We start from the raw sequence: 12,840 nt of genomic DNA, 5'->3' as shown, positions 1-12,840 counted from the left end.
TGCTTTCCTGCGGGCGATGGCCTGCCTATAGCTGCGTCATGGCAAAGTCGGCACGCAAATCCAGTTCGCCGCGCAAGGGCGGGGACCGCGCCGGATGGCTGCGGACGGTGCTGCTGCGGCGGCGTCCCGGGCTGAAGGGCTGGATCGGGTTCGTGCTGACGCGCGGCGCCGGTCTGGTGATCGCGCTGATCCTGGCGCTGGTGCTGCTGTTTTCGGTGGTCAACCCGCCCACGACCCACACCATGTGGTCCGAGGGGCGCCGGCTGGGTCATCCGGTGGCGCAGGACTGGGTGCCGCTGTCGGGCATTGCACCGGTCATGGCGCGGTCTGCCGTGGCCGCCGAGGACGCGAATTTCTGCCTGCATTGGGGGTTCGACGTCCAGGCGATCCGCGCCGCCATCGCCGCCGGGAACAAGCGCGGCGGGTCCACGATCAGCCAGCAGGTGGTCAAGAACGTGTTCCTGTGGCAGGGGCGCAGCTGGCTGCGCAAGGCGCTCGAGGCGGCGATCACCCCCGCGGTCGAGGCGATCTGGAGCAAGCGGCGCATTCTCGAAGTCTATCTGAACATTGCCGAGATGGATCAGGGCGTGTTCGGGGTCGGCGCGGCATCGCAGCACTATTTCGGTGTGCCCCCCGACAAGCTGAGCCCGCGCCAGGCGGCGCGACTGGCGGCGGTGCTGCCGGCGCCCAAGGCACGCTCGGCGGGCAAACCCTCGGCCCGATTGCGCCGCCGCGCCGCCGGCATCGCCGATGGTGCGGCCACGATCCGCGCCGATGGCCGCGCGGCCTGTTTCGAGGATTGAATATCCGCGCGCGGCGGGGCATTCAGTTGCGTGTCCCTCCACTGTAATCCGGATAATCATGGCCCGCCTGTTTCACGTCCCGCTGTCCCCTTTTTGCCGCAAGGTGCGGCTGTCCCTTGCCGAAAAGAAGATCGAGGTCGAACTGGTCGAGGAGCGCTATTGGGAGGCCGACCCGGAATTCCTGCGCCGCAACCCGGCGGCCAAGGTGCCGGTGCTGAAACTGGATGGCCGGATGATGGCCGAAAGCGCGGCGATCTGCGAGTATATCGAGGAAACCCGGCCCGATCCCGCCCTGATGCCCGCCGCCCCCGAGGACCGGTTCGAGGTGCGCCGCCTGGTCGGCTGGTTCGACGACAAGTTCCACAGCGAGGTGACCAGCAAGCTGCTGTACGAACGGGTCAACAAGAAGGTGACCGGTCAGGGCTATCCGGACAGCCGTAACGTCAAGGACGGGGCCAAGGCGATCAAATACCACCTGGACTACATGGCCTGGCTGCTGGATCACCGGCGCTGGCTGGCCGGCGACGTGATGACGCTGGCGGATTTCGCCGCCGCCGCGCATCTGTCGGCATTGGACTATATCTCGGACGTGGACTGGAACCGCTCGGCGGTGGTCAAGGACTGGTATGCCAAGATCAAGTCGCGCCCGGCCTTCCGCTCGATCCTGGCCGATCAGGTGCCAGGTTTCCGGCCGCCGCCGCACTATGCCGATCTCGATTTCTGAACCCGTCGGTGCCGGCCGGAACACCGCACGCAAGAACAGGCCGGGCGCATGACCGAGGCACTCAAGGACAAGCTTGTGGCACAGGCCCTGCACGAAGGTTTCGTCGCCTGCCGCCTGTGCCGACCTTGGGACGTGCCGCAGGTGCCGCAGCGGCTGGCGGCGTTTCTGCGGGCCGGCTATCACGGCCAGATGGGCTGGATGGCCGAGCGCACCCATTGGCGCGGCGATCCGGCAGCGCTGTGGCCCGAGGCCCGGACGGTGATCATGCTGGCGGAAAGCTATACGCCCGACCTTGACCCGACCGAGGTGCTGCAGCGCCCCGATCGCGGGGCGATCTCGGTCTATGCGCAGAACCGCGACTATCACGATCTGGTCAAGAAACGGCTGAAACGGCTGGGGCGCTGGCTGATCCAGCAGCAGGATTGTCAGATCAAGGTCTTTGTCGATACCGCGCCGGTGCCGGAAAAGGCGCTGGGCCAGGCCGCCGGGCTGGGATGGCAGGGCAAGCACAGCAATCTGGTCAGCCGCGACTGGGGCAACTGGGCGTTCATCGGCTCGGTCTTTACCACGCTGGACCTGCCGGTCGATGCGCCCGAGATCGACCATTGCGGTTCATGCCGGGCCTGTCTTGACATCTGCCCCACCGACGCCTTTCCCGCACCCTATCAGGTCGATGCGCGGCGCTGCATCTCGTATCTGACCATCGAGCACAAGGGGCCGGTGGACGAGGACCTGCGCGGCAAGCTGGGCAACCATATCTATGGCTGCGACGATTGCCTGGCGGCCTGTCCGTGGAACAAGTTTGCCGTGGCGGCCAGCGACATGCGCTATGCGGCACGGGCCGAGCTGGTGGCGCCGAAGCTGGCCGATCTGGCGCGGCTGGACGATGCCGGGTTTCGGGCGCTGTTTTCCGGCTCGCCGATCAAGCGGATCGGGCGGGACCGGTTCGTGCGCAACGTGCTCTATGCGATCGGCAATTCGGGCGATCCAAGTCTGCGCCCGGTGGCGCTGGAGCGGGTCGGGGATGACGATGCCGCGGTGGCCGACGCGGCGCGCTGGGCGGCGGATCGGCTGTCCGCGTGATGCAAACAGGCAAGACGCTGCGCCACGGTGGGCTGGACCGGGGGCGCGACAGAACAGGGAGACGGCCATGGCGTTGCTGTTGGGGGTGGATACCGGCGGAACCTATACCGACGCGGTGCTGCTGCGCGACGAGGCCGAGGTCATCGCCAGCGCCAAGGCGCTGACCACGCGCGGCGATCTGGCGATAGGGGCCGGTGCGGCGATCCGCGCCGTTCTGGAGCAGTCCGGCACGGCGCCGGGCGATATCGCGCTGGCCTCGCTGTCCACCACCCTGGCGACCAATGCGCTGGTCGAGGGGCAGGGCGGGCGCGTGGCGCTGGTTTTCATCGGTTTTGGCACGGATGATCTGCAAAAACACGGGTTGGACACGGCCCTGAACGGCGATCCCGCGGTGGTGCTGGCCGGGGGGCACAGCCATGCGGGCAGCCAGGTCACGGCCCTGGATATTGATGCGCTGGAGGGCTTTTTGCGCGCGCATCAACAGGGCGTGTCAGCCTATGCCATCGCCGCGCAATTCGCCACCCGCAACCCGGCGCATGAGCTGCAGGCGGCCCGCCTGATCGCCGAGCGGACCGGCGCGCCGGTGACCTGTTCGCACCAGTTGTCGGCGCGGCTGAACGGTCCGAAACGGGCGGTGACGGCGGTGTTGAACGCACGGCTGATCGGCATGATCGACCGGCTGATCGGACGCACACAGGACTGTCTGACCGAGTTGGGGATCGCCGCGCCGATGATGGTGGTGCGGGGCGACGGGGCTTTGATGTCAGCGGAACAGGCGCGCGCCCGGCCGATCGAGACCATCCTCAGCGGCCCGGCGGCCTCGATCGTCGGGGCGCGATGGCTGACCGGGGCCGATGAGGCGCTGGTCTCGGATATCGGCGGCACAACCACCGACATTGCGTTGCTGCGTGGCGGCCGACCCGCCATCGACCCGGCGGGCGCGCGGGTCGGGGGGTTCCGCACCATGGTCGAGGCAGTGGCGATGCGCACCCACGGACTGGGCGGTGACAGCCAGGTGCACCTGCTGGCCGAGGGGCTGTCCGGTGGAGTCTTTCTCGGACCGCGTCGGGTGGTGCCGGTTGCGTTGATCGCGCAAGAATCCCCGAAAGTCGTGCATGACGCTCTGGACGCGCAGTTGCGCAACGCGGCACCGGGGGAATACGATGCGCGGTTCCTGCGTCGTGTGCCCGGCGTGGCACAGGGGGGTCTGGGTCGGCGCGAACAGGCGTTGCTGGCCCGGATCGGCGATCAGGTCCACCCCATGGGCGAGGTGCTGCGCAGCCGCGTGGAACAGGCGGCGCTGGGCCGGCTGGTGGATCGCGGGTTGGTGCAGCTGGCCGGCGTGACACCCTCGGATGCCAGCCATGTCCTGGGCACGCTGACCGACTGGGACGCGGCGGCGGCGGAAAAGGCACTGACCCTGTTCGCGCGGCGGCGCATCGGGTCCGGAGACAGGCTGGCGCCGTCGGCGGCGGCACTGGCCCGGATGATCGTCGATCAATTGACCGAACAGACCGCACTGACCCTGCTGGAAACCGCCTTTGCCGAAGATCCGCAAGGCTATGACCAGCCGCCCGAAGACTTGGCGCGGCACGTGCTGACTCAGCGCGGCCTGTCGGGCTATCGCGGGGTGCTGGCGCTGGACACGGCGCTGAATGTCGATGTGGTGGGGCTGGGGGCCTCGGCGCCCAGCTACTATCCGGCGGTGGGGGCGCGCCTGCGCTGCCGCATGATCCTGCCGCCCCATGCCGGCGTGGCCAATGCCATCGGCGCCGTGGTGGGGCGGGTGACGATGCGCAAAAGCGGCACGGTGACGGCCCCAAGCGAGGGCCGGTTTCGGGCGCATCTGCCCAATGGCCCCGAGGATTTCACCAGCGCCGATGCCGCGCTGGAGCGGCTCGAAGAGGTTCTGCGGCAAGAGGCCGTCGCGGCGGCGCGGGCCGCCGGAGCCGAGGGATTGCAGACCCATGTTACGCGCGACATCAGGACGGCCCGCACCCAAGCGCGCGCGGTCTTTGTCGAGGCGGTGGTGACGGTCGAGACCAGCGGCCGGCCGCGTGTGGCGCAGGGCTAGCGGGCCCGCAGCCTGTCAGCCGGTCCGGGCGCGTTTCGGCAAGACCCAGCCGGGGCGCGCAAAATGGCAGGTATAGCCGTTGGGAATACGCTGCAAATAGTCCTGATGCTCGGGCTCGGCCTGCCAGAAATCGCCCACCGGCTCGACCTGGGTCACCACCTTGCCCGGCCACAGGCCCGAGGCGTCGACATCGGCGATGGTGTCCAGCGCCGTCTGTTTCTGCGCCTCGTCCACATAATAGATCGCCGAGCGATAGCTGGGGCCGATGTCGTTGCCCTGCCGGTTCGGCGTGGTCGGATCATGGATCTGGAAAAAGAATTCCAAAAGATCGCGATAGGTGATCACCGCCGGATCGAACTGGATCTCGATTGCCTCGGCATGGCTGCCATGATTGCGATAGGTGGCGTTGGGCACGTCGCCACCACTATAGCCGACGCGGGTCGCCAGCACCCCCGGGCGCTTGCGGATCAGGTCCTGCATGCCCCAGAAACAGCCCCCCGCCAGAACTGCCCGGGCGCTCATGTCACGCCCTCGACCTGGTCGAGATAGGCGCCGTACCCCTCGGCCTGCATGTCATCGCGATGCACGAACCGCAGGCTGGCGGAATTGATGCAATAGCGCAGCCCGCCGCGGTCGCGCGGCCCGTCGGGAAAGACATGGCCCAGATGGCTGTCGCCATGGGTGCTGCGCACTTCGGTGCGGATCATGCCCAGACTGCGATCTTCCAGTTCCTGCACATGGGCCGGTTCGATGGGCTTGGTAAAGCTGGGCCAGCCGCAGCCGGATTCGTATTTGTCGGCCGAGGCGAACAGCGGCTCGCCCGAGACGATGTCGACATAGATGCCCGGCTCTTTATTGTGCAGCAGCTTGCCGGTGCCGGGGCGTTCGGTGCCCCCCTCTTGAGTGATGTGGAACGCCTCGCGATCCAGCGCGGCGATGCGATCCGGGTCTTTCCTGTATGCGCTCATTCTCACTCCTCCGCTTGTGATCCGGCCTCACTAGATGGGGTGATGGCGGCGAAATCAAACGATTGTTTCACTGCCGTCGCGGTCTCGTGTAAGTGATCCGACAGGGCGCGCGCTCCGTATCTAGTACCAAAGGCGAGGTTTTCATGAAAACGTTTTTTCTTTCGCTGCTGCTGATGACGCTGACCACGGTGGCCGCTGCGCGCGGGATCACCGGGCAATTCGACTCGATCGACGGCGGCCCCCTGGCCATCGAAGACTGGCGCGGTCAGCCGGTTCTGGTGGTCAACACCGCGTCGCAATGTGCCTTTACCGACCAATATGCCGGGCTGCAGGCGCTGTATGACCGCTATCGCGCCCGCGGACTGGTGGTTTTGGCGGTGCCCTCCGACGATTTCCGTCAGGAACTGGACAGTGCCGCCGAGGTCAGGGCATTCTGCGCACTGAACTACGATCTGGACCTGCCGATGACCGATATCAGCCCGGTTCGGGGCGCGGCGGCGCATCCTTTCTATCGGGCGGTGCGGGCGGAAACCGGATTCGAGCCGGCCTGGAATTTCAACAAGATCCTGATCGCTCCGGATGGCAGCGTCGCGGCGACCTGGGGGGCGATGGTGCGGCCCGACTCGGGCATGGTGCGGCGCGTGATCGAGGGTTTTCTGAAATAGAGAAGGGTCCGGTCCAGTTCGGATATCGGGTTCTACGAGGCCGGCGGGCGCCGCCGGGGCTGGCGCGACATCTGCACAGCCAGAATGCCCAGCGTCACGATGACCACGCCGATCGCATCCCAGATGCCCAGTGACTCGCCCAGCAGAATGGCGGCGATGGTGACCCCGAACACCGGGTTGAGAAAATGAAAGGTCGCCGAGCGGACGGCGCCGATGCGGTCCAGCAGCAGGAACCAGACATAGGTGGCCGTCAGCCCGGGGATCAGCGTGGTATAGGCAAAGGCCAGTGCCAAAGGCAGGGTCAGGTCGACCCGGATGGTCTCGAACAGCGGTGCGGCGACGAACAGGATAGCCGAGCCGACCAGCATCTGCAGGCCGACGATCATCATGAAATTGCCGCCGGTCATGGCGCCGCGCACCGCCAGCGTGGCAAAGGTCAGGGCTAGTACGCCGATGATGCAGAGCAGCACGCCGAACACGTCGACGCCGTCGCTGATACGCGCGCCCATGATGATCGCCACCCCGGCGCAGCCGGCAATCAGCCCCAGGATGCCCAGCGGCCGCAAGCGCTCGCCCAGCAGCAACCAACTGGCAATCGCCACCAGCAGCGGCATGGTCGAGGCGATGATGGCGGCGACACTGGCCTGCACCGTCTGCATGGCGACGAAATTCAGGCCCAGATACAGCGCGTTCTGGCAGATGCCGAACAGGATCGTGGCGTACCATTGCTTGGGCGTCAGCCGCCAGCTTTGCCCCATCAGCCGGGCGATCAGTACGCCCAGCAGACCCGACACCAGGAACCGCAGCGCCAGCGAGAACAGCGGCGAGGCATCGGCGACGATGATCCGGGCCGAGGTAAAGGCCGAGGACCACATCAGGGCAAAGGCCAGTCCCATGACGATGGCGCGCGTGTCCATGTTATTCCCCGATCCGATGCAGTCCGGCGCACGATTTCGCATTTCGGTCGCCTGCTCAAGGGCAGAACCACGCCGCCAGAGCGATTGTCGCGGTCTATCCGCCGGCTGCGGCCGCACCTGCCGGCTGCCATAATTCGACCGGATTGCCCTCTGGGTCGTGGATGCGGGCAAAGCGGCCGATGGCGCTGTTCCACTCGGCGCGGGTCTCGACCGCGATCCCGGACGCATCCAGCTCTGCGATCAACGCCTCCAGATCATCGACGCGGAAATTCAGCATCACCTGACGGTCGGCATCGAAATAGTCGGTATCGCGCGCAAAGGGTGCAAAGACCGTGGGGCCGGCCGCCTGCATCCAGGCGCCAGCGGACATGTCGATGCCCAGATGCCGCTGATACCATTCGGCCAGCATCTGGGGGCGGTCGGCCCGCAGAAAGACGCCGCCTATTCCGGTTGCCTTGGCCATCGGTTTCCTCCCATTCCGGCGACCAAAGAAAAAGGGCCGCTGGCAGCGACCCTTTCCCGAATTTCCAGGCGGTGCAAGCCTAGCCGTTGACGCTGTCCTTGAGCGCCTTGGCGATGGTCATCTTGACCACCTTGTCGGCGTCCTTCTTGAACTGTTCGCCGGTGGCAGGGTTGCGCACCATGCGCTCGGGGCGCTCGCGGCAATAAATCTTGCCGACGCCCGGCAGCGTGACTGCGCCGCCATTGGCAACTTCGCGGGTAATCAGGCCGGTAATCGCTTCCAGCGCGGATCCGGCGGCTTTCTTGTCTGTGCCCATCTCCTCGGCCAGTGCGGCGACGAGTTGGGTCTTGGTCATTGGCTTTGACATTGTTCTTGCTCTCCTTCGTCTGCCCGATCTGTTGGGCCTCAATCCGCATATTAAACGGTATATGGTGTAGGAACACAACGAATAGTGGTTGCTGGCAAGACCGAATTTGCGAATTTTAGCGGTTTTTTGCAAATTTCCTGTTCACAGAAACGCCGTCTCGTCGAAAGAGCGCAGTTTCCGGCTGTGCAGCCGTTCCAGCGGCATCGTACGCAGAGTTTCCATGGCGCGGATTCCGATGCTCAGATGCCGTGATACCTGTGTATTATAGAAATCCGTTGCCATTCCGGGCAGTTTCAGCTCGCCGTGCAGCGGCTTGTCCGACACGCAGAGCAAGGTGCCATAGGGCACCCGAAAGCGATAGCCGTTGGCGGCGATGGTGGCGCTTTCCATGTCCAGGGCGATGGCACGGGATTGCGACAGGCGCTGTACCGGGCCGGACTGGTCACGCAACTCCCAGTTGCGGTTGTCGATGGTGGCGACGGTGCCCGTGCGCATGATCCGCTTGAGGTCATAGCCCTCCAGGCGCGACACCTCGGCAACGGCCTGTTCCAGCGCGATCTGGATTTCCGCCAGCGCCGGGATCGGGGTCCAGATCGGCAGGTCGTCATCCAGCACGTGATCTTCGCGCAGATAGGCATGGGCCAGCACGAAATCGCCCAGGGCCTGGCTGTTGCGCAGACCGGCGCAATGGCCGACCATCAGCCAGGCATGCGGGCGCAGCACCGCGATGTGGTCGGTGGCGGTCTTGGCATTGCTGGGGCCGACGCCGATATTGACCAGCGTGATGCCGGACCCGTCCGGGCGTTTCAGGTGATAGGTCGGCATCTGCGGCAGTTTCAGCGGCAGTTCTATGGGATCGTCCGGGCCGGTGATCTCGACATTGTTGGTACTGACGAAACTGCAATAGCCGCTGTTTGCGTCGCGCAGCCGGTCGCGGGCATAGGCCTCGAATTCCGAGACATAGATCTGATAGTTGGTGAACAGCACATGGTTCTGGAAATGCGCCGCATCGGTCGCGGTGTAATGTGTCAGCCGGGCCAGCGAATAATCCACCCGCTGGGCGGTGAACAGCGACAGCGCTCCGGTGCCGTTGGGCGGGACATAGGTGCCGTTGACGATGTCGTCATTGGTGGTCGCCAGGTCGGGCACGTCGAACGTATCGCGCAGGGTGAAACCGGCGGCGCCGTCCTGGGGCACGGTCAGTTCCGGGTTCTGCGCCACCGCGAAATGCACCGGGATCGGCGTTTCCGACAGCCCGATGGTGACCGGCAGCGCGTGGTTCTTGATCAACAGTCCGATCTGCTGGGTCAGGTAGGAACTGAACAGGTCGGGCCGGGTGACCGTAGTGGCATAGGTGCCGGGCGCGGCGATATGGCCGAAACTCAGCCGCGTGTCCACATGGGCATAGCTGGATGTGGTCATGCGGATTTCCGGGTAAAAGGCCCGGATGCGGTGGTCGGGCGCGCCGTGCTGCATGACCTCGGCAAAGCGGTCGCTGAGAAAATCGATGGCCGTGGCGTATAGCTCTTGCAGGCGCGCCACGGCCAGGGCTGCGTCGTTGAACTGTTCCGGAGCCGCAGCTTCGGGCGTCTGGATTTCGGTCATGTTTGCGGCTCTAGCACGGGTATGGCCTGAAAGGACCGGACATCGACCAGCCCCAGATCGGAGATGCGCAGCTCTGGGATCACGACCAGCGCCAACAGCGAATGCTGCATGTATGCGTTGTTCAGCTGACAGCCGCAATCGCGCATTGCTTGCATCATCCTGTCTGCGGCCTGCGCGACCTCGGCGGCCGGCCGGTCCGACATCAGCCCGGCAATCGGCAGTTCCACCAGCGCCAGTTCGGCGCCGTCGCGCCACAGGGTGATGCCGCCGCCGACTTCGGCCAGCCGGTTGCCGGCCAGCGCCATCTGCGCGGTATCGGTGCCGACGACGATCATGTGGTGGCTGTCATGCGCCACCGTCGAGGCCATCGCCATCCGGCCCTGATAGCCGAACCCCGACACAAAGGCGTTGGTCACGCCGCCGGTGGCGCGGTGCCGTTCCACCAGCGCGATCTGGCACACGTCGCCCTTGCCCTGAACCAGCCCGCCCTGCACCGGCAGATCGGCTTTCAGCGCCCGGGTCGGAGCCTGGTTTTCGACCACGCCGATGACATTGGCGGTGACGCTGTTGGCGCCTGCGGGGGCGGCAATGTGGAAATCCGAGGCTTGTAACGCATGGCCCAGATGTACCGTGCCGCGAGCGCTGGCCGGCCAGTCCAGATGCGGGCAGTCGACCAGACAGGTGCCATCCCGGGCCACGACCTGTCCGCGCGCGACCACGATTTCGATCGGCAGGTTGCGCAGATCCGAGGACAGGATCACATCCGCCCGCCGCCCCGGCGTGATACTGCCGATCTCGCGTTCCAGCCCGAAATGGGTGGCGGTGTTCAGGGTGGCCATCTGCAGGGCGATCAGCGGGTCGCAGCCGCAGGCAATGGCGTGGCGCACCACCCGGTTCATGTGGCCGTCATTGATCAGCGTGCCGGAATGGCAGTCATCGGTGCAGAGAATGAAACTGCGCGGGTCCAGCCCCCGTTCGGTGATCGCGGTGATCTGGTTTTCGACGTCATGCCAGGCGCTGCCCAGGCGCATCATCGCGCGCATGCCCTGACGTACGCGGGCGATCGCGTCGGTCTCGCAGGTGCCTTCGTGATCATCCGCCGGGCCACCGGCGACATAGGCGGCGAAATTCCGGCCCAGATCGGGGCTGGCGTAATGGCCGCCAACGGTCTTGCTGGCGCGCTGGGTGGCGGCGATCTCGGCCAGCATCTTGGCGTCGGCCGCCGCAACGCCGGGAAAGTTCATCATTTCGCCCAGCCCGACGATCCCGGGCCAGGTCATCGCCTCGGCCACATCGGCGGGCGAGATCTCGTGGCCCGTGGTTTCCAGCCCCGGCGCGCTGGGCGCACAGGACGGCATCTGGGTAAAGATGTTCACCGGCTGCATCAGCGCTTCGTCATGCATCATCCGCACGCCGGCCAGCCCCAGCACGTTGGCGATTTCGTGCGGGTCGGTGAACATCGACGTGGTGCCGTGCGGGATCACCGCGCGGGCGAACTCGGCCGGGGTCAGCATGCCGCTTTCGATATGCATATGGGCATCGCACAGGCCCGGCAGCATATAGCGCCCCTCGGCCTCGATCACCTGGGTGCCGTCGCCGATGCAATAGCCGGCATCCGGGCCGACAAAGGCGATGCGTCCGGATGTGATGGCGACGTCGTGGCCGGGTAGGGTCTCGCGGCTGTGGACGTTGACCCAAGTGCCACCCCGGATGACCATGTCGGCGGGCGCGCGCCCGGCGGCGACGGCGATCAGGTCGGGGGCGGTGTCAGGCCAGCTGGGCAAGGGGCGCTGTGTCATGCCGCAATTGTTCCAATTGCATCGCCGGGCGCAACCCCCTTGGTGCAGGCTTGCCAGCCCGGTGGATTTGCGATTGGCTGATCGGCATGGATTACCAGAGCATAAAGGCCGATGCGTTCGGCCGGTCGCTGCGCGGCATCGGGCTGAACCTGCTGGTGCGCGACGTGCCCGCAGAATGCGCGTTTCTGCGCGATGTATTCGACATGCAGACGCATCAGGTCAGCGCCGATTTCGCCATCGTCACCTATGGCGATCAGGTGTTTCAGTTGCACAGCGACGCCACCTATCATTCCAATCCGTTGCTGGGTCTGTTGCCGGAGACCCCGCCGCGCGGGACGGGGATCGAGATCCGGCTCTATGACACCGACCCGGACGCGGCGGCAAACCGCGCCGAGGCCGCAGGGGGCACATTGTTGCAGCCCCCGACCGACAAGCCGCACGGGCTGCGCGAGAGTTATATTCTCTGTGCCAACGGCTATGCCTGGGTGCCCAGCCGGCCGCTTTGATCGGCCGCTATCTCGCTGCGTAACCAGTTGGCAAAGGCGACCGTGCCGGGTGAATGCTCGGCCTGCGGCGACAGGATCAGGTAATAGGCCTCTTGCATCGGGGCGCGGTGCCGGAACGGCGCCACCAGCTGGCCGGTCTCGATCAGCCGGCGGGCGATGGTGTCATGCGCCAGCGCCAGCCCGCCCCCGGCCATGGCGACAGACAGCGACAGGGTGAAGGTCGTGGCATAGGTCACCGGTGGATCGGGCCAGATCATCGCCTGATCCTCGGCCCAGGAGGCCCAGTTGCACAACAGGTTGCTGCAATCATACAGGGGCTGCATCGCCAGATCGTCCAGGGTGACCGGATAGCCCGGCGCGCAGACCGGGTAATAGGCGTCGCTGCGCAGCAGTTCGGCGCGCACCGTGTCCGCGGGCCGCAGCGAAAAGCGGATCTCGACATCGACGCCTTCGGCCATTTCGCGCGGCTCCCACAGATCGGTCGAAATGTTCAGCTGCACCTCGGGGTGGCCGGCGCGGAACCGGGCCAGCCGCGGCGCCAGCCAATGCACGGCAAAGGTCAGGTTGGATTGCACCTGCACCACATCCTGATCCGGACCGGTCACCGCCCGCGTGCCGCGCACCAGTGTGCGGAACGCCTCGCGCACCACGGGCAGATAGGTGATGCCGGCCTCGGTCAGCTCCAGCGCCCGCGGGCGCCGGTGGAACAGTGGCCGGCCCAGATAACCCTCCAGCGACTTGATCTGCTGACTGACCGCGCTTTGCGTCATGTTCAGATCGCGGGCGGCGCCGGTAAAGGACAGGTGGCGGGCGGCGGCCTCGAACGTGCGCAACCAGCCCAGAGGAGGCAGGGGGGCTTGCATGAC

Annotated in this window: 14 protein-coding genes; 6 read left to right on the top strand and 8 right to left on the bottom strand. The window is 66.1% G+C overall.

The features are described from left to right. Window positions 1-38 precede the first annotated feature (38 nt). The 4 genes from mtgA to ACFMPD_RS09015 all read left to right on the top strand — a co-directional run bounded on the left by mtgA (window position 39) and on the right by ACFMPD_RS09015 (window position 4,684). On the top strand, window positions 39-803 hold the full coding sequence (gene mtgA / locus ACFMPD_RS09030; protein WP_380993475.1) for a monofunctional biosynthetic peptidoglycan transglycosylase: 765 nt from the start codon (window positions 39-41) through the stop codon (window positions 801-803). 58 nt (window positions 804-861) lie between these two features. Then, on the top strand, window positions 862-1,527 hold the full coding sequence (gene fzlA / locus ACFMPD_RS09025) for an FtsZ-binding protein FzlA (protein ID WP_380993474.1): 666 nt from the start codon (window positions 862-864) through the stop codon (window positions 1,525-1,527). A 48-nt stretch (window positions 1,528-1,575) separates the two neighbouring features. Continuing rightward, window positions 1,576-2,610, top strand: a complete 1,035-nt coding sequence (gene queG, locus ACFMPD_RS09020) for a tRNA epoxyqueuosine(34) reductase QueG (RefSeq protein WP_380993473.1) — start codon at window positions 1,576-1,578, stop codon at window positions 2,608-2,610. 67 nt (window positions 2,611-2,677) lie between these two features. Continuing rightward, window positions 2,678-4,684: a hydantoinase/oxoprolinase N-terminal domain-containing protein gene (locus tag ACFMPD_RS09015; RefSeq protein WP_380993472.1), complete on the top strand. Its 2,007-nt coding sequence runs from the start codon at window positions 2,678-2,680 to the stop codon at window positions 4,682-4,684. A 15-nt stretch (window positions 4,685-4,699) separates the two neighbouring features. Here the strand turns inward: ACFMPD_RS09015 and msrA are convergent, their stop codons facing one another. Together msrA and msrB are read right to left on the bottom strand one after the other, a co-directional pair. Next, on the bottom strand, window positions 4,700-5,206 hold the full coding sequence (gene msrA / locus ACFMPD_RS09010) for a peptide-methionine (S)-S-oxide reductase MsrA (protein WP_380993471.1): 507 nt from the start codon (window positions 5,204-5,206) through the stop codon (window positions 4,700-4,702). Continuing rightward, entirely contained in the window at window positions 5,203-5,652 is a 450-nt protein-coding gene (gene msrB, locus ACFMPD_RS09005; RefSeq protein WP_380993470.1) for a peptide-methionine (R)-S-oxide reductase MsrB, read from the bottom strand. The genes msrA and msrB overlap by 4 nt, the downstream gene beginning before the upstream one ends. A gap of 143 nt (window positions 5,653-5,795) precedes the next feature. Here msrB and ACFMPD_RS09000 point away from each other — a divergent pair, with 143 nt between their 5' ends. Further along, window positions 5,796-6,317: a glutathione peroxidase gene (locus tag ACFMPD_RS09000; protein ID WP_380993469.1), complete on the top strand. Its 522-nt coding sequence runs from the start codon at window positions 5,796-5,798 to the stop codon at window positions 6,315-6,317. 32 nt (window positions 6,318-6,349) lie between these two features. On the opposite strand, the gene ACFMPD_RS08995 is transcribed toward ACFMPD_RS09000, so the two are convergent. The 5 genes from ACFMPD_RS08995 to ade form a co-directional block, all read right to left on the bottom strand. Further along, window positions 6,350-7,234 (bottom strand): DMT family transporter, encoded by an 885-nt coding sequence (locus tag ACFMPD_RS08995; RefSeq protein ID WP_380993468.1) that lies wholly within the window; start codon window positions 7,232-7,234, stop codon window positions 6,350-6,352. Window positions 7,235-7,328: 94 nt separating this feature from the next. Further along, window positions 7,329-7,697 (bottom strand): VOC family protein, encoded by a 369-nt coding sequence (locus tag ACFMPD_RS08990; RefSeq protein ID WP_380993467.1) that lies wholly within the window; start codon window positions 7,695-7,697, stop codon window positions 7,329-7,331. Window positions 7,698-7,776: 79 nt separating this feature from the next. Continuing rightward, window positions 7,777-8,064: an HU family DNA-binding protein gene (locus ACFMPD_RS08985; RefSeq protein WP_380993466.1), complete on the bottom strand. Its 288-nt coding sequence runs from the start codon at window positions 8,062-8,064 to the stop codon at window positions 7,777-7,779. Window positions 8,065-8,205: 141 nt separating this feature from the next. Next, on the bottom strand, window positions 8,206-9,669 hold the full coding sequence (locus tag ACFMPD_RS08980) for an AMP nucleosidase (protein ID WP_380993465.1): 1,464 nt from the start codon (window positions 9,667-9,669) through the stop codon (window positions 8,206-8,208). Continuing rightward, window positions 9,666-11,468 (bottom strand): adenine deaminase, encoded by a 1,803-nt coding sequence (gene ade, locus ACFMPD_RS08975; RefSeq protein WP_380993464.1) that lies wholly within the window; start codon window positions 11,466-11,468, stop codon window positions 9,666-9,668. Before ade ends, ACFMPD_RS08980 begins: the two co-directional genes overlap by 4 nt. Window positions 11,469-11,554: 86 nt before the next feature. Here ade and ACFMPD_RS08970 point away from each other — a divergent pair, with 86 nt between their 5' ends. Beyond that, window positions 11,555-11,974 carry a VOC family protein gene (locus tag ACFMPD_RS08970; protein ID WP_380993463.1) on the top strand — a complete coding sequence of 140 codons (420 nt, stop codon included), beginning with the start codon at window positions 11,555-11,557 and terminating at the stop codon, window positions 11,972-11,974. Here ACFMPD_RS08970 and ACFMPD_RS08965 read toward each other — a convergent pair. Then, on the bottom strand, window positions 11,944-12,837 hold the full coding sequence (locus tag ACFMPD_RS08965; protein WP_380993462.1) for a LysR substrate-binding domain-containing protein: 894 nt from the start codon (window positions 12,835-12,837) through the stop codon (window positions 11,944-11,946). The two genes, ACFMPD_RS08970 and ACFMPD_RS08965, sit on opposite strands and share 31 nt — an antisense overlap. Between the last annotated feature and the right edge of the window lie 3 nt (window positions 12,838-12,840).

It is taken from the genome of Sedimentitalea sediminis, assembly GCF_042687825.1.
Taxonomy (GTDB): Bacteria; Pseudomonadota; Alphaproteobacteria; order Rhodobacterales; family Rhodobacteraceae; genus Sedimentitalea.
Note: the sequence above shows the minus strand (reverse complement) of the source record. Positions and strands in the feature narration are given on the sequence as shown.